This window comes from Desulfotruncus arcticus DSM 17038 (genome assembly GCF_900113335.1).
GTDB lineage: Bacteria > Bacillota > Desulfotomaculia > Desulfotomaculales > Desulfallaceae > Desulfotruncus > Desulfotruncus arcticus.
The window spans coordinates 77,026-102,913 of the sequence record NZ_FOOX01000021.1; the positions used below are offsets into that span (position 1 = coordinate 77,026).

Sequence of the window (25,888 nt, forward strand, 5' to 3'; positions counted from 1 at the left end):
CAGGAGCGGTTTCTGATATGGCCATATTAAAATTAGAGAAGCTTTATCAACGTTATAAATTAGCTATTTTTCGATATTTATACCGTATGGGCGGGGATTACCACCTGGCGGAGGAGTTAACCCAGGAAACTTTTTACCGGGCTTTTGTTTCCCTAAAAAATTTCCGTGGTGAATCAACTTTATCCACCTGGTTATTTCGTATTGCTTATTACGTATATACCGGGCATCTGCGTGGCCGTCCCCGGGAGCGAAATTTGCCTCTTAACCATGAAATACCTGACTGGAATACAGCAAATGACCCCGCCCGGCACTTGGATGATGCGGAAAACTGGCGCATGGCCCGGTTATCCTTGGAGCAGCTGCCCGTAGATTACCGGGCGGTAATAGTTCTAAGGGAATTGGAAGATTTGACCTTTGAAGAGATAGGGGCGATATTGGGTAAATCCCCAACTACAGTAAGGGTAACCCTCTGCCGGGCCAAAAAAAAGTATCGCCAAGTATTTGACCAGCTAGAAGGTGATGATAATGATTGACCGGGAATGCGAAATAATTAAAGATTTACTGCCACTATACGCTGACGGTGTGGCCAGTGCTGCCACCTTGAAAATGGTGGAACAGCATCTGGCACAATGCGCCGGGTGTCGTGAATTATTGGAAATGTATCGCCAGCCTGCTCTTCCTGTACTGGCTGCTGATAAAGCTTCCTGCAGATCCGGTATGGGTGGATTTTGGGCCAGGTTGCGTCGGGTAGCCGTAGTATTTATGGCCGGGCTTATAATTACTGGTTCAACTATTGCCTGGGCTTCCTATCAGGCGGGGCGGAATCTAGCCTTGCGGGACCCGTCTTTCCGGCAGGCCGAGCAGATGGATCTATTTACCGAAGTTAATCAGTCCCAAAAACTTGGCACAAACAGCATCACTGTGAACAAGATTCTATTGGATTCGGCCCGTACCACAGTTTTTTATAGTGTTTTACCTGGATTAGACGGAGATGACAATATAAATATAAACATGGTAGATGATAAAGGTGTTCAATATGACCTGCGGGGAGGCAGGGGGCTGCACGGCAAATATTTTATATGCGATCTTGACCCGGTAAATCTGGACACAGAAAAAATAACACTCTCCTTCAGCACTGGCCAGATGCCGGGTGAGGCACGGTTTGAAATACCGGTTGACCCAACTATAGTGGCCCAAAACACACGGGAATTGTACCCAAATCTTAAAACAAAAGTGGGCCCGGTAGAGCTGGTTGTGGACAGGGCTGTGCTTGGCCTTTCGGAAAGCATCATTTTCTTCCGGGCCCGTTGGTCGCAGGACCCGTCCATTGCCGGGGTAGGCATTGGGCTGGACCGGCCTATGTTTACTGTAATGGGCCCCAATGGGCCATCCAGTGCGGAAAGCCGGGTCAGTTTTACTCCACCTGAGCCGATGATCAAAGAATACGGTGCATTTCTATCTGGCAGTTGGGCGGATTTAATTGACGTAACCAACGGTAAAAGAATAAAACTTAACGAAACCCGCACCCAAACCGACTCAATAACAGGCGGGATTGAGGGTTCATTCCACTTTGATCCGGTAGACCCCTCGGCCAGGGAATTAAAGCTTACCTCTCCACCACTGTACCTATATCGTTTCCCGGAAAAAGAACAGCTTTTGAAGATCAACAACTTGCCACGGCAGGGGGAACAGGCCTTAAATGGTGTTTTGCGCAGCGGTACCGTAACTTTTGCTTTAGAAAGAGCTGCCGCAGAAGATAACCAGCTTGCCCTGTACTTTAAATTTAGCGGTGGAGAAAATAAGCCACCTTTTTATTACCGTCCCGATTTTCAGATCAAAGATAAAGAATTCTGGCAAGGGTATATCCGTCTGGAATGGCTGGATGAGCAGAATATCAAGGTTACCTTCCCCCAACCCGAAATTGATCAGGTTATTTTGAAGTTGAGCAGCGTGGGGGAAAAGTTGCCAAAGGTTGATTTTCAGCTAGATGCTGCGCGGTAGCCAGTTTAAATTTATAAATAGGGAAGGAAGGGGGAACCGCAATGCCCCTAATGGGCAAACCGCTATCCCAGCTCTATTCTCCCGAAGAAATACTTGATTTGCTTTATAACACAGGGTTCAGGCTTACCGGCAGCCACCGGGAAACAACTGATCTTGTTTTAAGCGCCTTTGATACATTAACCGGGTGTGAAAAAATTAAATTTAGCACAGCACTTAAAGGTTTGTGTTCTGTTTATATAAAAACTGCCGCAAAAAATTTGGACCAACCGTTATACCGTAATAACTGCAGCATGGGCAAGGTACAGGAAGCCCTTTTGTCGCTGCCGCATAAAGAAAGATTAGTTGTGGTTCTACGTGAGATATTGGGTTTAGATTATGATGCAATATCAAATATGACCGATTTAGAGAAAAAAGATGTGGCCAAACTACTGGCGATAGGCAGGTCATGTTTGGTCAATCAGTTGCTCCTGATAGCGGAAGAGCCTAAAAGGGTAGTGCATAGTAACAATTAAGGCATCAGGGAATTGGCAAGTTACTTTGCTTGTCAGGATTATTAAACCTTAGTTCGTAGTTCATAAAAGATTGAATCTGAAGTTGAGAGATTAAAAAGCAAGTTTGGGGCTAGAAGTGAAAGTTCGGATAGCAACCCAACTTGCTTAATTAAATAAAATTCAATTTCAGATTCAATTTGAAGAACGAAGCCTTACCAGAAAAGCTATGGGTTTTCAATCTTGTATCTTCTGGTTTAAAATTGGTTCTAATCGGTGTTAAAGGTGATTTAAAGGATAAAATTGAGCCAAATTTGTTGCAAATAGTAGGCAAAACTAAAATTCTGTTTTAGTTTGTATAGTGTAACTAAAAAAAGGCACACTTCTCCCTTGGTTTAAAAAGTAGTTAAAAAGCTATTAATCATATAGTTACGCAGTTAATGAGGATCTTTTTTGAGCAGGTGCATTTTTTCCAGGTAAAACAACTTTTTGTATAACCATTACCCCTATGCCGCAGTGTGGGCATTTGGTATAGTCAAACTTTCTTTCCATCTCTTCAAGGCCAGCTTGTGCTGGTATATTTTTATTAGATACAGTTAGTAATTTACGGCATATTTTTAATTTCTTTTTTCGGTTACGATTACTAAGTATTCCATAATAACGGATTTTCACAAATTTATCTGGTAAGATATGCAAAAGAAATCTAAGCTTGTTTTTACAACCATCTTTATAGTCCTTCCACTGGAAGCATACTTTACCGTTCTCCAATTTCTTAATTCTGTTGTTAGAAATTGCAACTCTGTGGGTATAGCGTCCTAAATATCCGATTACCTGTTCAGCGTTGTTGAATGGTGGCTTGCAGTAAGATACCCAGTCCTTTTTATAGAGTGTATTTAGCAATTCCTTAAAATGTTTTGTTTGTTGCAAGTATTCGATATTGTCGTTGTAAGTTAACTTACCATCAAGGTTAAGCTTTTTTAGCTCAGACATAAACTTTCCTCGGAATAGCCGGGAAATAACCTTAACAGGGAGAAAAAATTTTTTCCTTGATGAAATCCACTTGTCACCTTTATAAGACAAGCCACCGCCTGTAACAATAAAATGCAGATGGGGATGGTGCATCAAGTTTTGACCCAGGTGTGTAAAATAGATATTAATCCAGGCTCTGCTCCTAAATACTTGGAATCCAAGGCAAGTTCCATTAAAGTAGCAGAACCGGCCTTAAATAATAAACCATATAGTTGTTTTTGATTTTGTAACACCAATGGATTTAATTCGACCGGTATTGTCAGTACAACATGGAAATATCCGATTGGCAACAGATCCTTTTTTCTATTAATCAACCACTTTTCCCGTGCTGATCCCTGACATTTAGGGCAATGCCGTTACGACAAGAGTTATAAGAAACCCTAATGTGACCACACGCATTACATTTATCCTTATGCCCACCAAGCACAGCCGTTCTGCAGCTTTGAATGGCATTTATAACTTTATGTGTATGGTAAGGCAAACTATGCTCTTTCCGGTAAGCTTGTCCATAATTTCGGAAGACATCTGCTACTTCTACCATTACTTAACACCTGCAAGCGTATCAAGGGGACTTACGATATTTAGTAAGTCTTTTCGTTGCAAATGAATGTAGATGGTAGTAGTCCTTATGTTTCTATGACCTAAAAGTTGCTGAACCTGATAGATGCTTGCCCCGGATTCCAATAAGTGCGTGGCAAAACTATGTCTCAGTGAATGAACACTAACTTTTTTATTAATACCAGCTTTTACTCTGGCTTTTTCAAAGATATGTTGAATGGAACGAACTGATATAGGACTGTCAACATACTTTCCGGGAAATAACCAATTGACTGGCTTATAGTGCTTAAAGTAAGTTCTTAACATTTCCAGGTTCGTCTCGGCAAGCAAGCAATATCTATCTTTTTTGCCTTTTCCCAAAGACACATGAATTTGAGTGTTTTTGCTATCGATATCAGTAACTTTTAGGTTGGCAGCTTCGCTTACTCTTAATCCAACTGCATAGATAGTCATAAGTATTGTTTTGTGTTTTAAGTTTTCAACAGAATTAAAAATATCTTGTATTTCTGACTGTGATAGTACTGATGGTAACCTTTGCTCTCTTTTAATGCGAGGTATTTTATTCCAGTTCCAGTCTCTTTGAAGGGTTGTTAGATATAGAAACTTTAAAGCACTGTACACGGTATTTAAATAAGTACCGTTCTTTTTCTCTCCAGTAAGTAAATAATGAAGATACTCTTTAATTTCTTCTACTCCAAGATGCTCAGGGGACTTTCCGAAATATTGAGCAAAATTTTTAACATGTCGAATGTATGCACTTTGGGTTACTTTGTGAAATCCCCTAAGCTCCATCTCTCTTAACATAGCTTTTCTTAATGGTGTCAATAGGCTCTCCTCCCTAAAAAATAAAATTTGCCTCATTCTATGAAGCAAATCCATTTTAAGGCAAGAGAAAATTAAATTATAAGCACATTAGTAACTTAAATAAAACCAAATTATCGGTTAAAGATATCCTGTAAAAGTCATCGCGTTAGCGATTTCGTTCTTCAACCAAACTGTGTAACGAACAAGGCTTCAATCTCTGTAAGAATTTTTTTCTTTTTTGAGGGGGGGGATGCCAATGGTTGATTATAGGGATGGTGCTAATGAGCATAACCTCACCATGGTCCTTGCTTTCCCTGGTAAGTATCCCTAAAGCCCGTCAGGCGGTTCTCGGCTTTCGCGGCAAAAAACAGGCTGTGGAAATGATGCCAGCTATGCAGGCAACTGCCCAGACCAACACCATCTTCGGACTTTCATTGTCTGCTGGGTTGCTCATAAGCTGCTGGTTCTGACCTGACTCCTTTGGCTAAAAATATCATAGATTTCGCAGCACCCCACTTTGTAATTTGGTACTTAAATAAAACTAAAGTATCGGTTAAAGATATTCTAAAAGCCATCGTGATAGCGATTTCGTTCAATAACCATACTGTGACAAATTAAACTGTCCAACTCCGTACAGATACGGAGCTTTTTAAGGGGGTGATGCCAATGGTATTGTAGATTTCATCCATATATCGCATTAAGCAGCCCCAACGCCATTAGAAAAGCCCGCATTTCCTTAGAGATAAAGGATAAGCGGGCTTAACAACATGATGAACAGTATGTTAATAATGTTCATCAGCAGAATAAAGAAATTTATATATTTTTAAGATATACGATTAGCCTTAAATAAATCCCAGATAGTTACATAAATACCTGTTCGCCTTTATCACTTCTTATCAACATCGGGCGTATCCAAACAAAAACCTTTTGATCAGAGCTATGTGCTTCAGCTTATTAAGCAGATTTTAAAAATTCCTAAAAATTGGCTAAACAACACGTTATTTAGAAAAAGAGTCCCTTGGCTCAATCTTTCCATGGGACTCTTTTTTCAATAACATCGGAATAATTATTCTTTTCGTCTTTAATAAGTATTACATGTCTCTCACTACGTTTTTCATTAAACATAGCTTGAATTGAAGCTTGATCAATATTTTTAATCAGCCTGTTGTCAATTACCAAGGAAGGTATATTGGCGCTGCCATATTCTTTTACCATGTGCTGTCGCACTGTCTTGTCACGGTCAATATTTACTTCCTGGTAAGCAGTTCCTAAACTGTCAAGTTGCTCTTTTAGCTTTTTACAAGCAGGGCAAGCTTTACCAGTATATAATATAACTCCTCGTTTTAATCTTTCGGCGTTTTCAGGTAACTTCCTGGCAAATCCCAATAACCGCTTGGCTTTAATAGTCTGAGTGGCCAGGAAACCCATGGGGCAAAAACCACACCAAGTACGCTGGCTGTACATATATCCTAGTACAATGGCTATGGCTGTGGTTAATGATACTAACCTAATAAAGACAAACCCAATCGCTGCCCAATTACCTCTGGCATAAATTATTCCAATGGTCAGGTTTGCTATTAAAAAAATTAAAAATCCTATTTTAAAGGCGTTTGATGTGAGAATTGCCGGTGCTTTACGGTTACGACTCAATTTCGCCAGTATAACGTCGCTAAAAATTCCCCGGGGGCAGAATAGCGCACACCATTTTCTTTTACCAGTGAACAGCGCAACCATTATTGGTGCCAGCATGCAAACCAGGGCAACAATCCCGATAACAGGAAAAATCCATCCGACAACCAGAAAAATTATTAAAATAGACCAAGCGTATGAACGCTTTGAGCTTTGTGCCATAATATGGTTCCTCATTTTTGAAATTTGGATTATTATACCCAGCATAATAACCTTCATTCCAAAGATTCAGGTCATGTTGTTTTTCAAAACTCATATAAAACGATTTAAATGTAATTGAAGGGCAGAAAAAGGGACTTCATAAATGTAACCAACGAACTAAAGAACGGATGGTGCACCCAGTAAAAATCGGGTTTAAAATTAGGCTTTTCTCTCCGTAGATATACGGAGTTTTTTCTTTTAGGGAGGTGATGCCAATGGTACTGTAAGTTACATTCATATATTGCAATAAACTTTCTGCAAAGTGGCACGGCATTAGAAAAGCCCGCATTACCTTAGTAAATGGTAAGCGAGCTTTACAGCCTGCGTGTGGCGTAGTAGCTAAATAACGTGCAGAGTCTTCATCTAACGGATAGAAAAGTAAAACTCCCAAGATTATCACACATATATTCCGGCTACTATATTGGCGTAGAACCTGGTGTAAATATTTATGTAGAAGATATTAACCCTGAGGGCAGGAAGACAATCTTTTTTATACACGGTTGGCCAGCAAACCATAATCTATTTGAATACCAGTTTGATCAGCTTCCTAACATGGGATATCGATGCATTGGAATGGATATCAGAGGATTTGGTAAATCAGATAAGCCTTGGAGAGGCTACAACTACGATCGACTGGCAGATGATGTTCGAGGTGTGGTAGACTTCCTTCGGTTACAAAATTTTACACTCGGAGGTCATTCTGTGGGGGGAGCGATTGCCATTCGATACATGGCTCGCTACAACGGGTTTGGGGTATCAAATCTTGCACTTTTTGCAGCTGCAGCTCCCAGCTTTACTAAACGCCCTGATTTCCCTTATGGTATGTCTAAAGTAGATGTAACTAAACTCATTGCGGAAACATATAATGACCGTCCTAAAATGTTGCAGGAATTTGGAGACATGTTTTTCTTCCAGTATTTAACAGAACCTTTCTCAGATTGGTTCTTTCAATTAGGACTACTGGCGGCGGGTTGGTCTACTGCGGCAGTTGCGGCTTCGCTTAGAGACGAAAGCTTGTTTACTGATCTTGGAACAATACGTGTTCCCACTTTAATTCTTCATGGTATTCATGATAAAGTTTGTCCATTCCCATTGGCTGTAGCTCAAAATGAAGGAATTAAGAAATCTAAGCTGGTGCCGTTTGAATATAGCGGTCATGGATTGTTCTATGACCAACGTGATGAATTTAATAAGGAACTGGCACAATTTATTGGATAAACTATTATTTAATCTTAAGTTTCTTATTATAAGCAACGTTATGACAACAAGCATAAAATTATTGACGCTTTTCAATATGTAATGCTTTACATAAAGGTCTAGTTAATCAATTTATTAATAAGAAGTAATTTAATTTTATCTATATCCTAGCCATATACTTTTTGTGGAATATTTGATTAAAAAGATCTACGATAAGGAAACTCATTATGATGTAGTTCACCTTATCACTACTTTCTTATATTATTAAACCATTTAATTGTTGCATTTTTCATTTCCTTAGGAAGTATTTTATTATATACCTCATCATATAGCCATGCCAATGTTTTATTACTTAAATATTTTCTCATTTCATCTTCTGCTTCTAACATTACAACTTTTATTAAACAAGGACATTTGGTATGTGTATCTGGCAAATTATCTTTGTCTAATAATATATTATTTTGTCTAATTTCTGCACATTGAAAGAATGGTTCACTTCCTTCTACTGCTTCAACAACATCCCAAAATGTTATTTCTTCTGCACTACGAGCTAGTGCATAACCACCTTTTACACCTGGTATAGATTTTATAATTCCTGACTTACTTAATTTTGCATATACTTTTGATAAATAAGTTTCCGAGATACCTTGAAATGTCGCTAAATCCCTTATTCCCACAGATTTACCTTCTTCTGAGTTTACCATGTATAATAAGCAATGTATTGCATATTCTACTCCTACTGAAAATTTCATTTTTTCGTACTCCTTTGATATATTATCGTTCTTTTATTAATAATAACCTATTAATTTATTCTCATTCAAGATAATCCATACATCATTAAATATATACTCTTTTATAAAATATTTCTATTGACAGAAGGGGAAAAAAAATATATTCTTGATTAAAGACAGATTTTATCGACGATAATTATTATCTATAATTCAAAAGAAAGAAGGAATGTAAAATGTTTACAGAACAATTTTTTGAGGTACTAAATCATGAAGGAGTAGTTTCTATTGTAACTTGTGCAAATAATGAAGCTCATGTCGTTAATACATGGAACAGTTATTTAATTGTTGTAGAAGAAAATAAGATCTTAATTCCTGCAGCTGCCATGATTAAAACAGAGGAAAATATTAATGCTAACCCTAAAGTTAAATTGACTCTTGGTAGTAAGGAAGTAATGGGCTACAAATATATGGGAACTGGATTTTTACTTGAAGGAACTGCCAAATTCCTAAAAGATGGAGATAACTTTAAGATGATGAAAGAAAAGTGTCCATTCCTTACAAGAACATTAGAAGTTACAGTTAGCTCATGCAAACAAACACTATAAGGAATATTAAACTCAAGAGGAAAAACTATGCCAAGAAAAATCAATAAATCAGATTGTATAGGTTGTGGAACCTGCCAAAGAGTATGTATTATTGGGTGTATAACTCAAGAAGAAAATAGAAAAAGATTAATTAATGAATCTGGATGTGTTGACTGCGGTGCATGTCAACTTACTTGTCCTAAAAAATGCATTTCAAGATATTAACTAAAAAGATATGAATTTGAAGAGAGGTAGCTAAATTATATCTTCTTAATTAGTTTTTACAAGGTCTAGAATTAGTTCTAGACCTTATCTATAATCCCTTTACGGAAAGGTATTATTCTCTTTGTCGGCAGTAAATGGTGGTTAACAGATTCTTGCATGGGCTTATGTCATGAACTTACAGTGTTACCTAAATGTATCTGTAGTGCAACGTTTTTAGTTGTATGATTGGCGAAAGGGTGGTGAAAGAAGAAGTGAATTTTGTTGCGTATCATAAGGATACTGTGCAGTAGACTTCTTCAGCTAACGGGGCTATAGTTGTATAGATGTTATTTAGTAGAAAGTTTATGATTAAACAGTAGGGGAAGTTGGAAAGAACTGAGCATTCTAATGGACTAAGTTGTTACTGGTAAACATGGTCCGACCAGTGGGCTGGACCTCGAGATTTGTCCTCCGCGTACAATAAAAGAAATCTAGTTGTTTAAAACTTCGGGTATAACGCTCGAAGTTTTCTACTTTTTATGGGGGTGATTGCCAATGTGAGAGGGTAGTTAATGTGGCTCACATTCATATGTTGCAATAAGCAGGCTTTATAGTTTGATGAGTAATATGTTTGTGTTAGATTAACTGTTAATAACGATCATCAGAGTTTTGATGTTTCTGATATATATTTAAAAAATTTGACTGTGAGTGCAAAGGCATTTCTTGGTTATGGTGACGCTACATTGAACTCTGTAATAATTGATGTATTTACGATAGATAGTGTAAGTGTGAGTAATACCGAAGATGGTTATATAAAAATTACCGTAACCCAGAGTAGCCCTAATTCCCGTTTGAGTTATAAAGTAATAAATAATAACGATGGCAGGGTAATTGCTACAAAATCAGGAATAACTACTTCTTCTTTTTCTGTAAATGATATGGCACCAGTGAGAGGTACAGTTAATTGATATAGGGTAGAATATGGGTTTTCTTATGGAACACCTAAAGTTTCGTCGAGCAGTGTTTATATGCCTATAGATACAAAAATCTATGATGCAGTACGAGATAAAGATGGAACGGTATTACAAACAGCAAGGGATATAAAAACTACGGTTAACAACGGATATAACAACAACGGCAAATCCCTTTCTGCAACCTATGACAAGGCAAACGCTGCTGCTGATGCAACCTATATACGTAATCAGCAATTACCTGACCTATCTAACAAAATAGCCAACCTTGAAGCCAACATAACAAATATAAATAACACTATTGCTTCTGATACAACGCCTCCAGCCGTTGATTGGGCTACTGTTTCTGGGGCCACTGCAACCGGCGGCTCAAGCATAAGTATTGTCATAACTGCTACGGATAATGTTAGTTCAAGCCTTCAATACAGTATTAACGGCAGCACATATGCGGCGCTACCCGCAAAGGGTAAAGTATCAGCTCCGGTAACAAGTTCTGGGCCTAACGCTATCACGGTTAGCGTAAAAGATGAGGCCGGCAACGTCGGCTCGAAGACAAAAACTGTCTGGAAACTCAATTAACATCTTGTCCCGGGAAAAACACTTCCCGGGGTTTTCTTTTTTAGAGGTGATTTACTTGAAAAAACTACTCGTTACTGTTGTTCTAATTATTTTTATGAACGGTTGCGCAAGCAGCAAAGACCCGCCTGAAGTAAATATTAATCCTGAAATAACGGCTACGGTCAGCCGGTTTTTAAACTACAGCTCATAAAAAAACGGTCCGGCTTTTGATAACCATTAATGAATACCAAAAAAGTATCCCGTTACAGCGGAAAACGGATATCCTGGTATCCGAATAAAAATCAGTGTTTTCAAGGCTTGGGGCACAACCTGGTGGTTGCCGCATGAACCGACCTGGTCGATGAGCTTTCAGAAGTGTTTGGGGGCAAAAGAGGTTACCTTTTGCCCCTAAACACTTCGCCCCCCTCTTATTTCACGGACGCCTTTTAAGTCACCCGGCCAGTTCCAAAGAGGCCCGCATGAAAAGACCGGCTGCCTATAAGAAATGGTAAAAACCTCTCCAGAGAATTCGCGTGGGATGCTTCCATGGGCTCAAAAGCATTAACCTATGTGTAGAACTGAACGACGCACCGTCTGAGAGGGTATCCATTGTGGTAGAAGGTAAATACTTGAATAACGTATAATTCTGCCAAAGGCTGGTATATTCTTAGGAATCGAAACTATAGGAGGGATGATTTGATGATTGTTAATGATGCTTTAAAAATCATTAAACAGCGTAGGAGTATCAGAAGTTATAAAGATGAACAGATCAAGGAGGAAGAATTACGGGCGATACTGGAAGCGGGGTTATATGCTCCCAACGCCGGGGGCCAGGCGTGGCATTTTACAGTAATACAAAACAAGGAACTGCTGGACAGACTAAACCTTGCAGCTAAAGAAGCCGCGAAACATATGGATATGGAACATTTAAGGGAACTGGGGAATAATGAGAAGTTTAATTGTTTGTATGGTGCACCGGTACTAATTATAGTCTCTGGCAATGTTCAGGTCCCAGTACCTCTCGAAGCGGATTGCGCAGCGGCTACACAAAATTTACTGCTCGCTGCTGAGTCACTCGGGCTGGGGTCATGCTGGATATTCTTTGTCATGTTAGCGTTTAATTCGCCACAGGGTTCAGAATTGCGAAAGGAACTGAAAATACCTGAGGGCTATAAGCCTTACTACTCTGCTGTGTTTGGGTATAAGAAAGATGCCGTTGTTAATGTACCGGACAGGAAGCCTAACCTCATTACATATATCAAATAGTTTTAACTAATAAGAACAGCTCTCATTGCTCTTGAACGCATAGAGAGCTGTTCTATAGTTTTTGTCAAAGATGGTAGCGTAAATGAGTCTGCTATTGTCATTTTCTGTTCCCTTAATATCAACCGGCTTCTTTCCGAACCATAAAGGCTGAAAGGTAAAAACATAGCCATTATATATAACTTCTTTTAATACATAAATATTTCTTGAATATTAAGAGAGGAGTGAGTACATTGCTGAAAGACATAACAGAACCGGAATCCGCCCTCGAACTGCGATCCAGTGGAAACTCGGTCGTCGAGCTTCGCACCACCGTGGTCGAGGAGCGGGTCAGGCGGTTCAGGCTCGGCAAAAGGGAGCAGCGAATTCTCGGAGAGATACACTACGGTCACACGGTTCCCGTTCACGTCATCAAAAAACTGTATTTCCCCGGGCACACCAGCTACAGGATAAAGCGTATGGGCCTTGTCCGCCGCCGGGACCTTGTGGATATCGAAACATACGCCGTAAGGGAGCGAGGCAGAAAAAATCCCCGCATAATCGGTAAGCTGTACCGGCTGACTGAATTCGGCATACAGGTTTATGAAAAATTACTGGGTAAAGAGCCCAGGCAGTCCCGTGTACGCATAAGCCAAGCCCGGCCGGGATGAGGTGCTGAATAGCTGGCGGCTTGGCGAGCTGCGCCTTATGGCACATGAAAACAACGTCCCGTGGCTTTACGGCAGGGAACTACGGGAACAGCGGCGGCTGCCGCACAATACCAAGGTGGACGCCAGGGCTGGCGGCGTGTGTATATGCCAGCTTGACCCGCGCCCCGGAAAGTACGAGGTGAACTACCTGCGCTCCAGTATGAGTAACATGGTGGCCAGGGGTCTTAATGACTTTCTTGTTTTATGCCATACGGACAATGATCGCCGCCCCGTGGTTGAACATCTTGTCGGAAGCATGGACGACCTGCCTGAAAACGTTTATGTTTTAACAAACAATGACGGCAGGAATTACCTCTCGCGCCGCTTCAACGGTCATAAACCTTACGCCTGGTTGACCGAGGCGCTTACCTCAACCTATAACGACACCGCGTCGGGCAGGCGGCGCACCCCAACCCGGTAACCCCGCTGGTTGCGGCTGCCGGGGAGCATTCGTATTACCTGGCGGACTGCAGTGACGGCAATGTGTCCGAGCTGCTGCGGGTGTACCGTTACGGCAGCTGCCTGGGGTCGAGATACGGCAAGCCGGGGGAGACCCTGATGCAGGTCAGGGATAAGGCCCGGCTTGATGAGATAGCGGAAACACTGGACCGGAAATTCAGGCATAAAAGCAAAATAACCTATATCCTGATGCAGCCACACGAGGGCTGCAATGTTTTTGTAATCGAAGATGGAATTCCGGTGCCGAGGTGATAGTCCGCAGGTAGGGGTTGTACGAGCAGTGTGCCGGTATGACAAGTTAGCATTGGCCAGGAGAGAAGGCGCAAGCCGCGTAACCGGCTTTTACCGGAAAGCGCCGTTAAGCCCCTGGCTAAAGCCATGGGGAAGAATTAAAACTAAAAGCATCATTATTTTTCATAAAGAAGAATGTTCTTTTCATAGATTTTAATTTTTTCATCCAAATGTTTAATATTCTTTTCAAGCTTTTTTTTCTCTTCAAGCATGAACAAACGGTGGGATTGAAGCATTCTTAATCGTTCTTTTAAAGTGGAATTTCCCTCATACCTTAACTTGGCATATTTTTTAATTTCCCTAATTGGCATAGCTGTCTCTTTAAGCTTTAAAATAAAGGCGACCCAGGCTCTATCCTTTTCTGTATACTGACGTTTATTTTTTTTATCTCTCACAGGATAAATTAACTTTTCTTTTTCGTAATAGCGAAGCGTATGGATACTCAGTCCGGTTACTTTGGAAAACTCTCCGATAGAATAAAACATAAAAACAACTCCTGTTACCTGTTTGACATAGAGTATACTCTAGCATTTACACTTTGATTATATCAAAAAAAGGGGATGAAAGATTTGGGGAAAAGCCGTTACGAATCAGGTTTTGAAAAACTGTCCGAAGTAGACGGTGAGCAAGGAGATAAGGTCATTAAATCATTAAACGACATAGCGCCTGACCTGGGAAAATTTATTATCGAATTTGCCTTCGGGGATATTTATACCCGGCCTGTTTTAGATCTGAAACAACGAGAACTTATTACTATTAGCAGTCTTGCTTCATTAGGCGGAACAGAAAATCAACTGCGCGTGCATATTAATGGCGCGTTAAATGTAGGTGTAACTCCTGATGAAATTGTTGAGGTATTTATACAATGTATTCCTTATGTAGGATTTCCAAGAGTATTAAATGCGGTAGCCGTTGCGAAGGAAGTTTTTAAAAACAGAGAAATCATTTAAGAAGATTATATTTATATGTTTTTCAAATGAAGTTATGAAAAGCAACTCACTTGTCACATGCCAGAGTGAATTGCTTTTTTTATTGCGAAGTTTCTGCAGACGGTGCCTGCACCTATCCTGGTGATAAATGCATGTGCTAGTAAAAAAAACGGCTGGCAATACGAAAGAAAGGAAATAGCGAGCCAATGCTCGCCTCCGCTTTCCTTCCCATGGTTAAAGCCAGGGATTTCTGGGGCGGCGTCTCGGTGACCAAAATGTCTGAACAAACACGTACAAACAAACATGCCGGATTTCCCGGACTTATCCGTGCTATTGACCGCCGCCGCTCGACCCGGACCAGAACCGGGGAGCTGCGCATTTTACCGGTCCCGCCCTGGTGCTGGCCCCGGCGGGCTCCGGCAAGACCATGACCGTGGTGGCTAGGGTGATGCTGTTTGCGTGAAGGCTGACGATGTCGAGGAAGAGAGGCGTATCTTTTGCGTGGCGCTGACCAGGGCCAGGCTTTATGTGACAGGGTACCATAATGAGGACAGAATGCCTTCGAGGTTTGCGATGGAAGCGATGCTAGTGAGCGAAAAGGCCGGGCGGTGGAAATAAAAACTTTGTTAATTAACTGGAACATTTGGTGAGAAAAATTGAATAATAAATCAAATCCCTTCTGAATTTTTATGCTATTAGCAGAGGTTCAAAAGAAGCGTTACGTCATTATATCGCCTTATAGCGAAAGCGTTCCGTTAAAAGAAGTTATAAATGCGAACCTGCTTCGTATATACTACTTATGATGAATTTTTTACCCAACTAATTTCGGTAATAAGAAGTTGACTGATTTGGATGTAATAGCCGCTCGCCCGCGATTGAATTAAGATATAATGGTTTCAAAGAAATGGGTAAATGAGGGTTTATTATGAAAAATATTGGTGAGTATCAGATAGAAGAGTTTCCAATGAGCAGAATATCTACCATTGATATTGGTGTAGCTGGCTTAAAGAAACACCATATTAAGGCATTAATCGAATTAGATGTAACAGAACCTCGAAACTTAATTCGTGAAAAGAAGAAACTAAAAGAAAAGATTAATTTCAACTCATGGTTAATCAAGTGTATAAGTCATGCAGTGGAAGAATTTAAGCAGATTCAAGGTATAAGAAAAGGAAAGAGAAAATTAATTATCTTTGATGATATAGACATTTCGATTGTTATAGAAAGAGAAATTGACGGAAAGAAAGTACCGTTACCTTATGTTATTCGAAAAACAAATGAAAAAAGTATTTCTGATATTAGTAACGAAATAAAAAATGGCCAGAAACAGTCAATTGAGGGTGAAGAAGATTATGTTTTAGGCCAGGAAAAAAAGAATAGAATTTTCATGAAAATATATTATTACCTGCCAGGCTTTATAAGGAACTTGATATGGAAATGTATAATGAGAAGCCCTATGTTGATAAAACAAAACATGGGAACTGTTATGATAACCTCGGTAGGCATGGTGGGCAAAATAAATGGATGGGTGATACCGGTAAGTATTCATCCACTATGTTTTGCAATCGGTTCAATCTTTAAGAAACCAGGTATTGTAAATGATAAGATAGAAGTAAGAGAATATCTTTATATTACAGTTCTGGTTGATCATGATGTTATTGATGGTGCCCCAGCAGTGAGAGCTCTCTCTAAACTAACTAAACTTGTTGAAGGGGGATACGGATTATCCTGAGTTTAATTTTATATTAACATACTGAGGGGCAGCCTCCATGACTGACTCTGAATATATGAGTGTCTGAAATTAGCTAACAGTATATTTTCAACATTTAGTGGATGATGAATATATTTAGGACGCCTTATTAACTAAGCCCACCAGCAAAATTAACTTAGTGGTTAAAAAAGCTGGTTTTCTAAATTTGGAGGCCCTGCGGGAGAAGGAGAGGCTGGGCTCCCTTGGAATTCTTTTGTAAAGCCATGTTGCCTAGCCCTATAAAGACACAGCCCTGTACTCTATTTACAAGAGCAGGGCTGTGTCTTATGGAACAATTTACCGTAAACTCAATTGGTAAGATTCATGTAGATGATAAGGGGCGTAGGCGGTGGGTAATTTGACCCAAAATACATCATATTAAATTAAATTATTTTTTCGCTAATTATTTCTTTATTTTGGGCCGGATTCCCGGTCCATTTTCTATTTTATAGGGATAAAAATCTATCAAAGGAGGTTTTATAAATGCAAGATGAACTTTGCATTAATATTGAAACGGAGGAAACAAAGCAGGATACGCTTCTTGTTAATGAACCTAGAGAAGAAGGTAACGGAAGTGTCATTACAACTCGGCAGCCCGAAGAAACAAAAAACCTGAATGCCGAAACTACCGTAAGTAAGACGGAGAATACTTATACCCATGAGGCGGATGACGACGCCTGGCGGCTCATTTACGTCGCGCTTCGCAACAATAACCCCTTGACGGATTACCCGGCCATGTCGATAGAAGAAATTGCGGACAAGAAGTGCTTAGTAATCTATATTCCCGACCCGCTTACCGGTGTCAAGGGCATCCTACCTGAAAAATACGCCGGACTCCGGGAGCGGGAAAAGCTCGAATCACTGATGAACTATCCCTTCCTGCGCGTCCTGCCTGTCAGCGTGGACCGGGAGAACAATATTGTAATCCTGCGCCGAGACCGCGCGGAAGCGATCCATGCTTCCCGGGCCTGGAAGAATATCAACGAAGGCGACATTGTGGACGGTGTGGTTACCGGCGTTGACCGTTCCGATAACGGTTTGGCAAACAGGGTATATCTTGACATCGAGGCAATACGCGCCATCCTGCCTGTCGGAGAGGTATCCCACAATTACACCGAGGACGTGGACTACCGGCGGGGCGATATTATCAGGGTGAAGGTACTGAAGAAAAACGAGTTTAAAAATGAAAATGCGACCAGTAGGGTTTTACTGGTCAGCGTTCAAGATTATCCCGGAACGTTACGTGCCCGGCAGTATTCACCGGGGGACGGTCACCGGGGAAAACCATTCGGGCGCTTTTGTAAAGTTTACCGATGGGGTTACGTGCCTCTGCGACAAAAAAACTTTTCGGGATATTTCCATTGAGCCGGGAGTCAGCGTTGTGGTCAGGAGGAGTCTTAACTTTGACAGGCGCAGGGTTAACGGCAAGGTGCTGCCGCCCGGCATAAGATAATTTTTCCATGTCAGGGCTTTACATTCATCCGAGGCTGGCTTCTTTTGGACTGGTATTTGAAGATAATGCGCACGGTTCCGAAAAAGTAAAGTGGTCCGAACCCGGCAAAACAGGTATGATAATTAGCCCGCCGGCTGAAGGGCTTGTTTCGCTGGGGTAACCGGACTCCACGATTTGATTTCGGATCTGGAAAATGAAATTGCCGCACTGAATATTAAACTTGCGGCATCCAGGAAGGTTAGTGTGTCAGCCCTGCGGATGCTCCAAAACAAAACCGTATGCATGTGCGATTCATGAACGGTAATCAGGCGCAGGAACATGCTCAGGTAGTAAACTGATTATCAGATATAGTTTGTTTTTTGCCGGTTTCTTATTTTCCCGCGCTGGGGACAAACGACGGTCACTCACTAGCCGCCATGCCCGGTGAGTGGGAAAGGAGTAAATCATGGGTTTGGATGTTTACATAAAATGGCCCGGCATGTCGGAGCAGGACCAAAAAGCGCAAATCACCGGATTTAGAAGCGTAGGCAAGGCCGGTTACCTCAGGCAAAGTTGGGGTAGCCTCGGAGCCTGGGGATGAAGTTTTTAAGACAGTATTCGGAATCAGCTGGTCCGAAATGCTTTTCCCTGCTTGGGACGGTGGTAACGATGGGGAAGGACCTGACCTTTCGGATAAGAAGGAGCGGGAACGGTTGACCAAAAACCGGGACCTGCTTCTTGCTTTTATACGGAAACCGGTCTTACCCCCGGAAACCTTGAAGAAATATTTCGGGGACTGGAGTAAAGCGGTGGATGTTATTAAAAATGAAGCGCAGGATGTGGTGGACTTTATCAATTTTGCGTTTGAAAAGGAAAACGCAAAAATATTGTTCTGCTAAATATTTGCTCTGAACGGGATGGGATGAAAAACGCCCTGCCCCGGGGGCTTTAAAGTGCCGGGGCGCTCTTGACGAGCTTACAAGGAGGGGAAAGATGACCATTATGTCTTATGTGGCCCATGTAAGGCCCGGCCAGCAAAAACAAGCTTTGAGATATCTGAACGGATTGCGTATGTTCGCCTTGACGTTGTCTTTGAAGATGGCCAGGTCAGAAACCCTTCCATGGATCTGCCGAAGGATTGTCAAGGCAGCTATTGAAGGAAAAGCCGGTATCATCAGAATTTGCGGGAACGGCTCCGAGACTGTGTCCCTGGAATAAGGAGGAGAATAACATGTTGAACAAGGTTATATTGATCGGGCGTCTCACTGCCGACCCAGAACTGCGTTACACACAATCCGGTATGCCCGTTGCTACTTTTACTCAAACTCCTGAACTATGGAAGTAGAAATGCCAGTCATGCGGGCAGATATTAGATAATTTATCAGAATCAAAATTTAAATGTCCTTTTTGTGAAGGAAAGCTGGAGAGAATTGACCGGTAAAAAAATAGGTTTGGTAAACGATTGTAAATGGTAATTGCATACACCGTAAGAGGGTCGTGTTCAACTGTTTGTTGGATGCGACCTTTCTGTCTTTATTTACCCGGACATCCAGGGTAAGAAAGGAGTATAAAAATATATTTTTCAGCTGGTCAAACAGATCCCCATGTTGGCGGTTATTAGAAAGTACGATCTACTTGAAGTTAACAAACGTGGCTCACGGTGGATGGCTTGCTGCCCGTTTCATGAAGACAGTTACCCCTCATTTGTTGTGTACCGTGATGGATGGAAGTGTTTTGGGTGCGGCGCATATGGTGATGTTACGGATTTTCTGGCCGGAATTCTTGACGTATCCCCCCTGCAAGCAGCCAGGATGATAGCCCGGGATTGTGCGGCCTGTACAATGAATCCCTGACACCATCGGTAAGAAAAAGTTTGGCGCGTCTGGAAAATAAGCGTAAGGCCGAACGGGAACTTCGGCAAAGAGTGGATGAAGCGAACCGGATATTATCCCTGCTGGTGCGCACAACCGAAAGATCGCTGGCCGTTGGCGGGTGGGAGGCATATAATCGGCTTGATTCCCTGGTGCATAAACTTGCCGTACTGGGAGTTTTTGTTGGAGTGTCTTGTGCACCCGGATCATGAAATACAGAAAATGGCCCTTTATAGTGATGATGTACGATATTTTTTTAATACTATTCGTTAACGTGATGCCAGAACATAATGATGAGTTCTGGCAATAATATATAATTTTGCTTAAACCACCCTCGACTCGAAATCGAGTAGGCTGTGATGAGCGGTCTCCAGGGTTCGAATCCCTGACTCTCCGCCAGAAAGCATGAAAGACAAGGGCTTTCTCACTGATAAAGGTGAGAAGCCCTTGTTGATTTTGTGAGTGGATTCTGGCCACAGCCGACGGTGGTCGACGGAAAGAATTTTTCAATAAGATAAACAAGTACACCGAAAACCATTGATTTTTATGCAATTCAAGTATATGATGATACCTAGTTACGCGATGCATAGATATACAATCTACTACAAGAGGAGGATTGCCGTAAAAGTTAATAAGAGCGTTTTCAGTAGGGTTACTTCATATCAGTCAAGGGGTGAATTGAGTTATGGAGGCACAGGTAAGAAACGGTAATAGGAAATATAAGAAAACCATAAGCAGGAAGAAAAAAATAATATTAGGGATTCTTATAATATTATTGATGGGAGTTGTATGTGAACAAGCCGGAGAATATTCTGACAAAATAAAATATAAACCAGTCGGGCAATTAATTAACGTAAACGGACATAACATGCATATTTTTGCGGAAGGAGAGGGCCGTGCAACGGTAGTTTTTGCATCCGGGTGGGCAGTACCAAGCCCATATGTTGACTTCTATCCACTATATAATGAAATATCAAAGCGTACGAGAATAGCAGTTTATGACAGGCCGGGATACGGGTGGAGTGATGTGGCCGATACTCCCAGAGATATTGATACTATCACAACAGAAATTCATGAATTACTGGAGAAGTCAGGCGAAAAACCACCATACATCCTTGTCGGGCATTCTATAGGCTCACTTGAAATGTTAAGATTTGCCCAAATCTATAAAAATGAAGTTAAGGGTGTTGTTTTGATAGACGGGTCAAACCCTGACATGTATTCGAATCGGGTAAAGCCGTCAACATTTGCTTTCGTACGTGCTTCAATATTCCACAAGACAATTTTTCTTCTTAATAAAAGCGGGATTTCCAGGTTGTTGTTTAATACAGTGTATAATTATTCTTCAACAGTACTGTCTACCGCAAGAAATAATTTGTCATTGGCGCCGGACAGTTTTGTGAAGCTTGATGAAGCAATGTTTTTAAGAACTTGTCTTAACAGCAACCAGGTTGATGAGGGGAATAACAAAGAGAAGAATGCTTTGAAAGTACTGTCGAATGGTTATATAAAAGACATTCCTCTTAGAATAATTACATCTGAAGAACTGAATAATTACAAAGAGAGTAAAGAAAACCAACTGAATTTAAAGAAGTGGTCCACCGACAGCAAACAAATTATTGTCAAAGGAGCAGGGCACGCCGTTCATTGGAGTCATCCGGAAGTGATAAACGCTGAGATACTGGATATTTTAAATAACAAGTGAGAGGTGGAAAAAACATCCACAGAAAGAGAAGTCAGGGAATGGAATAGATTACCTATTTGAGAATTAATTTTTGAACGGATACAGAATACACTTTTGCCTAGATATACAACATATTGATGTGGAATTTATTCCAAAGGGGGATGGCCGTGAAAGTAAATAAAGAGTTGTTAAAGGGAAGTACAGTCATACTTGTTTTAAGTCTACTGGATCGTGAGCCGATGTATGGATACAAAATGATCAAAGAAATCGAAAAGAAATCCAACGGGGTTTTTATGTTCAAGGAAGGAACACTTTACCCAATTTTACACTCACTGGAAGCCGATAGCATGATTGAATCCTACTGGTGGGGAAGCGAAGGCAGCCGACAAAGAAAATATTATCGGATTACTAAAAAAGGAAATCTTTTTTTAAAAGAAAAACAACAGGAATGGGAAACCTTCCGCTCTGCAGTAGATGAAGTTCTCGCAGGGGGAGTATAGATGTTCGAATATCAGACTACAAGAATACTAGCATATGTCGATGACGTATGTTCACAGATTAAATTCCGCGAAATTCACCAAGAAATTAAACTTGAACTAAAAGCCCATATTGAAGATATTGTTGAAGAATATGTGTCAGAAGGATTATCTAAAAATGAGGCCGTAAACAAAGCAATTAATCAGATGGGGAGTGCTGATGTTGTAGGAAAGCAGCTTAACAGAATTCATAAGCCCAGGCACTCTTTTTGCTTGCGTCGGTTTGCTAGCTATGTATTTTATTGAAAGACAAGCATTATTTACTGTGTCCTCCATTCATATTTTCACTAAAAGTTTGGTTTTCACTGTTATCGGAGCAGTTATCGCAGCCGGGTTCTATATATTTGATTATAAAAAACTCGAGCCCTATTCCAGACACATATATTGGGGTACCGTGTCAGCACTGGTTTTGGCAACTATTTTCGGCCAGAATTTTAATGGTAAACATTATTTAAGTTTAGGGGGAATTTATTTAGATGTTACGGAAATCAGTCCCCTGCTGCTTTGCTTGGCTTTGGCCGGAGTTTTAAATAATTGGAATTGGAGCCAGCCTATAAAATGGTTACAGGGCTTTTTGTTGTGTGTGGTGCCGTTAATACTTCTGGTGGCAAGCAATTCATTGACTGCGGAGTTTATTTATTCCATAACCTGCATTACACTGTTAGTGGCTTCAGGGGCAAAACACAGGTATTCCCTGCTGATGACAGGTTTAATGGCAGTCATGATTATGATGCCATTTATAAGCGCCCCTCATAGGTATAATCAGTTTATTGCATTTATTAATCCTGAAAATAATAACTTGGGCAGCGGCTTTAACGTTCATAACGATTTTATTTTTTCTTATATAACTGTAAGTTTGGGCTGGGTTGCAGGGGGTCTATTAGCGGCTTTGGGAATTATTTTTATATTGCGCATGATGCGTATTGTAGCGGCAGTTAAAACCAGCTATGCCAGGGTGCTCATAAGCGGTTTTACGGCCATCTTTGCCGTTCAGTTCCTGTGGAACATATTAATGAATTTAGGTTTTGCGCCGGTGAGCGGGGTAGGGCTGCCTTTTATCAGTTTTGGCGGATCGCAATTGATTTTTAATGGCGCAGCAATAGGCATAATATCAAGTATTTACAGAAGAAGAAATGTCTTAGAAAGCTTTTAATAATCAATAAAAACGTGAAGGTTCTAGACTTAAGGACAGAAGGCAATGGGATACTAGAATTGCTGATGGACAGCGGGACGGTCGAAATCAGGCGTATTATTAGCGGCAAAAGAGACTATAAATTTTTACTTTAGCTTAGCAAGTGTGGCCCCTCAGAGTCGCCAAACAGCCGCCGGAATGGTGAAAAGTATCCGCAGCTATCTGTTATTAGTATGGCAATATTGATACTCTGCGGAATGAATTAAATGAGGCAAAACTGATTAACGAAAGGGCTGCCGGGTACCGTGAATCCGGTAAAATTCTGGCCGGGATCGAGATCGAGATGGCCCAGAATGAAAGCGATATTGCTTATAATAAAGCGCTGATAACCGCTTTGAACAAGTTTCAGGTTGCCAGGACCGAGATTATGGCTGAAGATGTTTCAAGCAATCTCAGCCGGGTATCCCTCAAATTATTTGAGATAACCAAAACGACCGCTGAAGTGAAGCCGGTTTTCAAGCTCCTGTATGATGAAAAGCCGACTCCTTTCCTCAGGGGTCCATTTCTTTGAAAACTTTTGTTACGATTCTGGCTTCCGGGGTTACATAGAAACCGCCATAAACACTATTATTAACTGTACGGTCATTTAAGAAAGCTGCAACCTCCTCAGCTGGATAGTTATCAACTCTAAAGTCTAGGTTAGGATTATAGTCCCTGTTTTCGTCGTATCCTTCATATCGACTATTGTAGTACCAGGGCGCATTTGTTCCTTCTGGTAATCCGATAGCTTTAGGATCCCATAATTGAGAGCATTGTCTAATGGGATGCCATTGGCCATCACTTTGATGCATAGCTCCATCGGGGTTAATTCTAGGCATAAACCAAATGCTTACGTTATCTAAAATTTCATCAACTTGATTGCCACCAGCAGCTAACTGTTGCATTAATTCAACTGCGGCTTCGGTTCCGAGAACTTCGTTGCCGTGAATTTGGCTCGTGATTAGTACTCTTTTTTTATCGGGGTCAGCTTGTCCAAATTTTGCTACATAAAGAGGATAGCCGGCTTCTTCCATTAGGTCTCCATTTAGGGCATCAGAATACCCGGCAATTTCTAAAGTCATTCTTCCTTTTGATACGCTTTGTATCTTTTCAAGTGTTTTATATAGTTCTGCGTTAGTCATAACACTGCTAAGAGACACATTTTGATTATCTTCTATCCACGGTCCATTGGGATTTGACTGCGGTTGTGCAAAGGCTATTGACGCAAGTAGCATTAGGGAACTTATACAAATTAAAGATAAAATAAACCACTTTTTCACAACAATACCTCCAAATATTGGATTATAACCCCATATTAAAGGAAAAATTTACACCTCCTTTGTTAAATTTGGGGCGTATGTTATATTTTAGCAAAAATATTCTGAAAAATTTGTTGTTTAAGGTATGCGCAGAATTGAATAATATGTTTTATCGTGTATTAATATTTGTTTTTAAGTTGGGAGTTTTAAGTCCAGATTTAGTCTATGAGTAACCTCCATATTAGATGGAGGTCTTTTCGATAGAAATTATAAGTTTTCTAAAGGTAGATGTCGAAATAAGTAGGAGAATTTATTTGCACATGTAAATAAAAGCCAAAGGTTTTAAATTTGAGTAATAGAATTAATAATATCCAATTTAATTAATGAAATGGGGTGATTATATAGAAAAAAATAGATTGGTAATGAAATTTATATTTAATAAGGGGAGGGGATAAGTTTTATGCATTTTACAAAACAAAGATTACCTAAGACTTTAATTTTGTTAATTTTATTAATTACAATAATTTCTTTTGGAACAGTAGCAACCGCAGAACCCAGTAAAGACGTTGCAGACATAGTTTATATTAATGGTAATATCTACACTGTTGATAAAGATTTTAGTAAGGCATCTGCTTTTGCAATCAAGGATGGTCAATTTATATACGTTGATTCTAACGCTACGATCGGCAACTATATCGGTAAAGGTACTAAGGTTATTAACTTAAAGGGTAATACAGTTTTACCGGGTTTAATTGATTCACATTTGCACTACTCCGGAGTTGGTCGTGTAATGCAGCAAATTGATTGTTTCTGGAAACCAAAACAAGAAATTTTAGATGCTGTAGCAGCAGCAGTTGCTAAAGCAGAACCAGGCGAATGGATTATTGGTCGTGGCTGGAATCAAGAAGTATGGGATCCTGATGTATGGCCAACACGTTGGGATTTAGATGCAATTGCCCCTGATAACCCTGTAGTATTAACCCGTGTTTGCGGACATGCTATTTGGGTTAATTCTAAAGCTATGGAGATAGCAAATATTGATGCCAATGGCACTACCACTTCTAACCCAGTAGGAGGCGAAATTTTACGTAACGCAGAAGGAACCGCCATTGGAATTTTTACTGATACAGCTTCACAACTTATTACAAAAAATAAACCCCAGGATAGCGAAAGGCAGCAAATTGAAGCCCTTAAACTAACTCAGGACCATATTCTTTCCTATGAGCCAATTGCATAATTCTAACCCCATAAAACACAAGGGCTCATTAAACATAGGAAGACAAATTTACCCTAGCCAAAAAAGTTAAAATATCTCAATAAAGCTGCCAAAAATAAAAGGTTTCACCCGATTGCTATAGAAGTGTTTTTCATTCCCACAACAAAAAACACAAGCGAGGTGAAACCCTACATGTATATTCTTGGTGGAATGCTTTTTTCCTTTGAAGTTTTAGTTAAAAATTTCGATGAGGAAGATAAACTATATCAAATTTTAAAGCAAATTGATTGTAAAGAAATTGAAAAATTAAATGGCTGTTATAT

General features: G+C 40.5%; 36 protein-coding genes and 2 pseudogenes. 31 read left to right on the forward strand and 7 right to left on the reverse strand.

Annotation, left to right across the window (positions count from 1 at the left end; genetic code table 11):
* Positions 1–17 precede the first annotated feature (17 nt).
* The 4 genes from BM056_RS21940 (at position 18) to BM056_RS26400 (ending at position 2,842) form a co-directional block, all read left to right on the forward strand.
* Positions 18–533 carry an RNA polymerase sigma factor gene (locus BM056_RS21940; protein ID WP_092474514.1) on the forward strand — a complete coding sequence of 172 codons (516 nt, stop codon included), beginning with the start codon at positions 18–20 and terminating at the stop codon, positions 531–533.
* Positions 526–2,001 carry a zf-HC2 domain-containing protein gene (locus BM056_RS21945; protein WP_238456602.1) on the forward strand — a complete coding sequence of 492 codons (1,476 nt, stop codon included), beginning with the start codon at positions 526–528 and terminating at the stop codon, positions 1,999–2,001. Before BM056_RS21940 ends, BM056_RS21945 begins: the two co-directional genes overlap by 8 nt.
* A gap of 41 nt (positions 2,002–2,042) precedes the next feature.
* The gene (locus BM056_RS21950) at positions 2,043–2,513 is read left to right on the forward strand and encodes an RNA polymerase sigma factor (RefSeq protein ID WP_092474518.1); all 471 of its coding nucleotides are present in this window, start codon (positions 2,043–2,045) and stop codon (positions 2,511–2,513) included.
* A 176-nt stretch (positions 2,514–2,689) separates the two neighbouring features.
* Positions 2,690–2,842, forward strand: coding sequence for a hypothetical protein (locus BM056_RS26400; RefSeq protein ID WP_165613661.1), 153 nt, complete (start codon positions 2,690–2,692; stop codon positions 2,840–2,842).
* A 76-nt stretch (positions 2,843–2,918) separates the two neighbouring features.
* On the opposite strand, the pseudogene BM056_RS27785 reads toward BM056_RS26400, so the two are convergent.
* A pseudogene (locus BM056_RS27785) lies at positions 2,919–4,059 on the reverse strand (IS91 family transposase).
* The gene (locus tag BM056_RS21960; protein ID WP_092474520.1) at positions 4,059–4,901 is read right to left on the reverse strand and encodes a tyrosine-type recombinase/integrase; all 843 of its coding nucleotides are present in this window, start codon (positions 4,899–4,901) and stop codon (positions 4,059–4,061) included. Before BM056_RS21960 ends, BM056_RS27785 begins: the two are co-directional and overlap by 1 nt.
* Positions 4,902–5,161: 260 nt before the next feature.
* On the opposite strand from BM056_RS21960, the gene BM056_RS21965 reads away from it, so the two are divergent.
* A complete protein-coding gene (locus BM056_RS21965; RefSeq protein ID WP_174549995.1) occupies positions 5,162–5,350 on the forward strand; it encodes a UbiA prenyltransferase family protein in 189 nt (62 codons plus the stop codon).
* A 553-nt stretch (positions 5,351–5,903) separates the two neighbouring features.
* Here BM056_RS21965 and BM056_RS21970 read toward each other — a convergent pair.
* A complete protein-coding gene (locus BM056_RS21970; protein ID WP_165613662.1) occupies positions 5,904–6,731 on the reverse strand; it encodes a glutaredoxin domain-containing protein in 828 nt (275 codons plus the stop codon).
* Positions 6,732–7,172: 441 nt separating this feature from the next.
* On the opposite strand from BM056_RS21970, the gene BM056_RS21975 reads away from it, so the two are divergent.
* Positions 7,173–7,988, forward strand: coding sequence for an alpha/beta fold hydrolase (locus tag BM056_RS21975; RefSeq protein WP_092474574.1), 816 nt, complete (start codon positions 7,173–7,175; stop codon positions 7,986–7,988).
* Positions 7,989–8,215: 227 nt separating this feature from the next.
* On the opposite strand, the gene BM056_RS21980 is transcribed toward BM056_RS21975, so the two are convergent.
* Entirely contained in the window at positions 8,216–8,719 is a 504-nt protein-coding gene (locus tag BM056_RS21980; protein ID WP_092474524.1) for an RrF2 family transcriptional regulator, read from the reverse strand.
* 212 nt (positions 8,720–8,931) lie between these two features.
* On the opposite strand from BM056_RS21980, the gene BM056_RS21985 reads away from it, so the two are divergent.
* From BM056_RS21985 to BM056_RS22015, 9 genes are all read left to right on the forward strand, one after another.
* On the forward strand, positions 8,932–9,303 hold the full coding sequence (locus tag BM056_RS21985; protein WP_092474527.1) for a pyridoxamine 5'-phosphate oxidase family protein: 372 nt from the start codon (positions 8,932–8,934) through the stop codon (positions 9,301–9,303).
* A 27-nt stretch (positions 9,304–9,330) separates the two neighbouring features.
* The gene (locus tag BM056_RS21990) at positions 9,331–9,507 is read left to right on the forward strand and encodes a 4Fe-4S binding protein (RefSeq protein ID WP_092474528.1); all 177 of its coding nucleotides are present in this window, start codon (positions 9,331–9,333) and stop codon (positions 9,505–9,507) included.
* 683 nt (positions 9,508–10,190) lie between these two features.
* The gene (locus BM056_RS25910) at positions 10,191–10,454 is read left to right on the forward strand and encodes a hypothetical protein (RefSeq protein ID WP_131820818.1); all 264 of its coding nucleotides are present in this window, start codon (positions 10,191–10,193) and stop codon (positions 10,452–10,454) included.
* A 60-nt stretch (positions 10,455–10,514) separates the two neighbouring features.
* The gene (locus BM056_RS21995) at positions 10,515–11,036 is read left to right on the forward strand and encodes an Ig-like domain-containing protein (RefSeq protein ID WP_092474530.1); all 522 of its coding nucleotides are present in this window, start codon (positions 10,515–10,517) and stop codon (positions 11,034–11,036) included.
* A gap of 55 nt (positions 11,037–11,091) precedes the next feature.
* On the forward strand, positions 11,092–11,226 hold the full coding sequence (locus BM056_RS27395) for a hypothetical protein (RefSeq protein WP_274377577.1): 135 nt from the start codon (positions 11,092–11,094) through the stop codon (positions 11,224–11,226).
* Positions 11,227–11,714: 488 nt separating this feature from the next.
* Complete coding sequence (locus BM056_RS22000) at positions 11,715–12,281, forward strand: nitroreductase family protein (protein ID WP_092474532.1); 567 nt, start codon at positions 11,715–11,717, stop codon at positions 12,279–12,281.
* Between the two features lie 230 nt (positions 12,282–12,511).
* A complete protein-coding gene (locus BM056_RS22005) occupies positions 12,512–12,928 on the forward strand; it encodes a hypothetical protein (protein ID WP_092474534.1) in 417 nt (138 codons plus the stop codon).
* Position 12,929: 1 nt separating this feature from the next.
* A complete protein-coding gene (locus tag BM056_RS22010; protein WP_092474536.1) occupies positions 12,930–13,388 on the forward strand; it encodes a hypothetical protein in 459 nt (152 codons plus the stop codon).
* Positions 13,389–13,450: 62 nt separating this feature from the next.
* Complete coding sequence (locus BM056_RS22015) at positions 13,451–13,678, forward strand: hypothetical protein (protein WP_092474538.1); 228 nt, start codon at positions 13,451–13,453, stop codon at positions 13,676–13,678.
* A gap of 155 nt (positions 13,679–13,833) precedes the next feature.
* Here the strand turns inward: BM056_RS22015 and BM056_RS22020 are convergent, their stop codons facing one another.
* Positions 13,834–14,202, reverse strand: a complete 369-nt coding sequence (locus tag BM056_RS22020; RefSeq protein ID WP_092474540.1) for a MerR family transcriptional regulator — start codon at positions 14,200–14,202, stop codon at positions 13,834–13,836.
* A 75-nt stretch (positions 14,203–14,277) separates the two neighbouring features.
* Here BM056_RS22020 and BM056_RS22025 point away from each other — a divergent pair, with 75 nt between their 5' ends.
* A complete protein-coding gene (locus BM056_RS22025) occupies positions 14,278–14,667 on the forward strand; it encodes a carboxymuconolactone decarboxylase family protein (protein WP_092474541.1) in 390 nt (129 codons plus the stop codon).
* A gap of 136 nt (positions 14,668–14,803) precedes the next feature.
* Here BM056_RS22025 and BM056_RS27790 read toward each other — a convergent pair whose 3' ends face one another.
* Positions 14,804–15,289 (reverse strand): hypothetical protein, encoded by a 486-nt coding sequence (locus BM056_RS27790; RefSeq protein WP_238456603.1) that lies wholly within the window; start codon positions 15,287–15,289, stop codon positions 14,804–14,806.
* A gap of 282 nt (positions 15,290–15,571) precedes the next feature.
* Here BM056_RS27790 and BM056_RS22035 point away from each other — a divergent pair, with 282 nt between their 5' ends.
* The 14 genes and pseudogenes from BM056_RS22035 (at position 15,572) to BM056_RS22085 (ending at position 23,622) form a co-directional block, all read left to right on the forward strand.
* Positions 15,572–16,378, forward strand: a complete 807-nt coding sequence (locus BM056_RS22035) for a 2-oxo acid dehydrogenase subunit E2 (protein ID WP_092474544.1) — start codon at positions 15,572–15,574, stop codon at positions 16,376–16,378.
* A gap of 501 nt (positions 16,379–16,879) precedes the next feature.
* Positions 16,880–17,761: a S1 RNA-binding domain-containing protein gene (locus BM056_RS22040; protein ID WP_092474546.1), complete on the forward strand. Its 882-nt coding sequence runs from the start codon at positions 16,880–16,882 to the stop codon at positions 17,759–17,761.
* Positions 17,762–17,856: 95 nt separating this feature from the next.
* Positions 17,857–18,009, forward strand: coding sequence for a hypothetical protein (locus tag BM056_RS26405; protein ID WP_165613663.1), 153 nt, complete (start codon positions 17,857–17,859; stop codon positions 18,007–18,009).
* Positions 18,010–18,294: 285 nt separating this feature from the next.
* Positions 18,295–18,429, forward strand: coding sequence for a hypothetical protein (locus BM056_RS27400; protein ID WP_274377578.1), 135 nt, complete (start codon positions 18,295–18,297; stop codon positions 18,427–18,429).
* A gap of 37 nt (positions 18,430–18,466) precedes the next feature.
* Positions 18,467–18,727: a hypothetical protein gene (locus tag BM056_RS22045; protein ID WP_092474548.1), complete on the forward strand. Its 261-nt coding sequence runs from the start codon at positions 18,467–18,469 to the stop codon at positions 18,725–18,727.
* A 94-nt stretch (positions 18,728–18,821) separates the two neighbouring features.
* Entirely contained in the window at positions 18,822–19,046 is a 225-nt protein-coding gene (locus BM056_RS22050) for a hypothetical protein (RefSeq protein ID WP_092474550.1), read from the forward strand.
* Between the two features lie 13 nt (positions 19,047–19,059).
* Positions 19,060–19,149, forward strand: a pseudogene (locus BM056_RS22055) (single-stranded DNA-binding protein); the annotation flags it as partial.
* A gap of 283 nt (positions 19,150–19,432) precedes the next feature.
* Positions 19,433–19,681, forward strand: coding sequence for a CHC2 zinc finger domain-containing protein (locus BM056_RS22060; RefSeq protein WP_092474552.1), 249 nt, complete (start codon positions 19,433–19,435; stop codon positions 19,679–19,681).
* On the forward strand, positions 19,654–19,911 hold the full coding sequence (locus tag BM056_RS22065; protein WP_092474553.1) for a hypothetical protein: 258 nt from the start codon (positions 19,654–19,656) through the stop codon (positions 19,909–19,911). Before BM056_RS22060 ends, BM056_RS22065 begins: the two co-directional genes overlap by 28 nt.
* Before the next feature lie 473 nt (positions 19,912–20,384).
* Positions 20,385–21,404: an alpha/beta fold hydrolase gene (locus tag BM056_RS22070; RefSeq protein WP_238456604.1), complete on the forward strand. Its 1,020-nt coding sequence runs from the start codon at positions 20,385–20,387 to the stop codon at positions 21,402–21,404.
* A 146-nt stretch (positions 21,405–21,550) separates the two neighbouring features.
* Positions 21,551–21,883, forward strand: a complete 333-nt coding sequence (locus BM056_RS22075; protein WP_092474555.1) for a PadR family transcriptional regulator — start codon at positions 21,551–21,553, stop codon at positions 21,881–21,883.
* Complete coding sequence (locus tag BM056_RS27010; protein WP_238456605.1) at positions 21,884–22,165, forward strand: permease prefix domain 1-containing protein; 282 nt, start codon at positions 21,884–21,886, stop codon at positions 22,163–22,165.
* On the forward strand, positions 22,152–23,072 hold the full coding sequence (locus BM056_RS22080; RefSeq protein WP_238456606.1) for an FtsW/RodA/SpoVE family cell cycle protein: 921 nt from the start codon (positions 22,152–22,154) through the stop codon (positions 23,070–23,072). The genes BM056_RS27010 and BM056_RS22080 overlap by 14 nt, the downstream gene beginning before the upstream one ends.
* A 322-nt stretch (positions 23,073–23,394) precedes the next feature.
* A complete protein-coding gene (locus BM056_RS22085) occupies positions 23,395–23,622 on the forward strand; it encodes a hypothetical protein (protein WP_092474557.1) in 228 nt (75 codons plus the stop codon).
* Here the strand turns inward: BM056_RS22085 and BM056_RS22090 are convergent.
* Positions 23,603–24,370: a M14 family zinc carboxypeptidase gene (locus BM056_RS22090; protein WP_092474559.1), complete on the reverse strand. Its 768-nt coding sequence runs from the start codon at positions 24,368–24,370 to the stop codon at positions 23,603–23,605. The two genes, BM056_RS22085 and BM056_RS22090, sit on opposite strands and share 20 nt — an antisense overlap.
* A 439-nt stretch (positions 24,371–24,809) precedes the next feature.
* Here BM056_RS22090 and BM056_RS22095 point away from each other — a divergent pair, with 439 nt between their 5' ends.
* The gene (locus tag BM056_RS22095; RefSeq protein WP_092474560.1) at positions 24,810–25,586 is read left to right on the forward strand and encodes an amidohydrolase; all 777 of its coding nucleotides are present in this window, start codon (positions 24,810–24,812) and stop codon (positions 25,584–25,586) included.
* Positions 25,587–25,888: the final 302 nt, after the last annotated feature.

What these genes read in the sequence shown, in the direction of transcription:
- BM056_RS22060 (WP_092474552.1), top strand. Translation starts at nt 19,433, where the DNA reads ATGTTGGCGGTTATTAGAAAGTACGATCTACTTGAAGTTAACAAACGT.
- BM056_RS21995 (WP_092474530.1), top strand. Translation starts at nt 10,515, where the DNA reads ATGCCTATAGATACAAAAATCTATGATGCAGTACGAGATAAAGATGGA.
- BM056_RS22025 (WP_092474541.1), top strand. Translation starts at nt 14,278, where the DNA reads ATGAAAGATTTGGGGAAAAGCCGTTACGAATCAGGTTTTGAAAAACTG.
- BM056_RS22095 (WP_092474560.1), top strand. Translation starts at nt 24,810, where the DNA reads ATGCATTTTACAAAACAAAGATTACCTAAGACTTTAATTTTGTTAATT.
- BM056_RS21970 (WP_165613662.1), bottom strand. Translation starts at nt 6,731, where the DNA reads ATGGCACAAAGCTCAAAGCGTTCATACGCTTGGTCTATTTTAATAATT.
- BM056_RS21950 (WP_092474518.1), top strand. Translation starts at nt 2,043, where the DNA reads ATGCCCCTAATGGGCAAACCGCTATCCCAGCTCTATTCTCCCGAAGAA.
- BM056_RS22035 (WP_092474544.1), top strand. Translation starts at nt 15,572, where the DNA reads ATGAAAAATATTGGTGAGTATCAGATAGAAGAGTTTCCAATGAGCAGA.
- BM056_RS21985 (WP_092474527.1), top strand. Translation starts at nt 8,932, where the DNA reads ATGTTTACAGAACAATTTTTTGAGGTACTAAATCATGAAGGAGTAGTT.
- BM056_RS21980 (WP_092474524.1), bottom strand. Translation starts at nt 8,719, where the DNA reads ATGAAATTTTCAGTAGGAGTAGAATATGCAATACATTGCTTATTATAC.
- BM056_RS22000 (WP_092474532.1), top strand. Translation starts at nt 11,715, where the DNA reads ATGATTGTTAATGATGCTTTAAAAATCATTAAACAGCGTAGGAGTATC.
- BM056_RS27010 (WP_238456605.1), top strand. Translation starts at nt 21,884, where the DNA reads ATGTTCGAATATCAGACTACAAGAATACTAGCATATGTCGATGACGTA.
- BM056_RS21965 (WP_174549995.1), top strand. Translation starts at nt 5,162, where the DNA reads ATGAGCATAACCTCACCATGGTCCTTGCTTTCCCTGGTAAGTATCCCT.
- BM056_RS22070 (WP_238456604.1), top strand. Translation starts at nt 20,385, where the DNA reads ATGGAGGCACAGGTAAGAAACGGTAATAGGAAATATAAGAAAACCATA.
- BM056_RS22080 (WP_238456606.1), top strand. Translation starts at nt 22,152, where the DNA reads ATGTATTTTATTGAAAGACAAGCATTATTTACTGTGTCCTCCATTCAT.
- BM056_RS26405 (WP_165613663.1), top strand. Translation starts at nt 17,857, where the DNA reads ATGTCAGGGCTTTACATTCATCCGAGGCTGGCTTCTTTTGGACTGGTA.
- BM056_RS21990 (WP_092474528.1), top strand. Translation starts at nt 9,331, where the DNA reads ATGCCAAGAAAAATCAATAAATCAGATTGTATAGGTTGTGGAACCTGC.
- BM056_RS22050 (WP_092474550.1), top strand. Translation starts at nt 18,822, where the DNA reads ATGACCATTATGTCTTATGTGGCCCATGTAAGGCCCGGCCAGCAAAAA.
- BM056_RS27790 (WP_238456603.1), bottom strand. Translation starts at nt 15,289, where the DNA reads ATGTTCCAGTTAATTAACAAAGTTTTTATTTCCACCGCCCGGCCTTTT.
- BM056_RS21945 (WP_238456602.1), top strand. Translation starts at nt 526, where the DNA reads ATGATTGACCGGGAATGCGAAATAATTAAAGATTTACTGCCACTATAC.
- BM056_RS22020 (WP_092474540.1), bottom strand. Translation starts at nt 14,202, where the DNA reads ATGTTTTATTCTATCGGAGAGTTTTCCAAAGTAACCGGACTGAGTATC.
- BM056_RS22045 (WP_092474548.1), top strand. Translation starts at nt 18,467, where the DNA reads ATGCTTTTCCCTGCTTGGGACGGTGGTAACGATGGGGAAGGACCTGAC.
- BM056_RS22085 (WP_092474557.1), top strand. Translation starts at nt 23,395, where the DNA reads ATGGCCCAGAATGAAAGCGATATTGCTTATAATAAAGCGCTGATAACC.
- BM056_RS22040 (WP_092474546.1), top strand. Translation starts at nt 16,880, where the DNA reads ATGCAAGATGAACTTTGCATTAATATTGAAACGGAGGAAACAAAGCAG.
- BM056_RS21940 (WP_092474514.1), top strand. Translation starts at nt 18, where the DNA reads ATGGCCATATTAAAATTAGAGAAGCTTTATCAACGTTATAAATTAGCT.
- BM056_RS27400 (WP_274377578.1), top strand. Translation starts at nt 18,295, where the DNA reads ATGGGTTTGGATGTTTACATAAAATGGCCCGGCATGTCGGAGCAGGAC.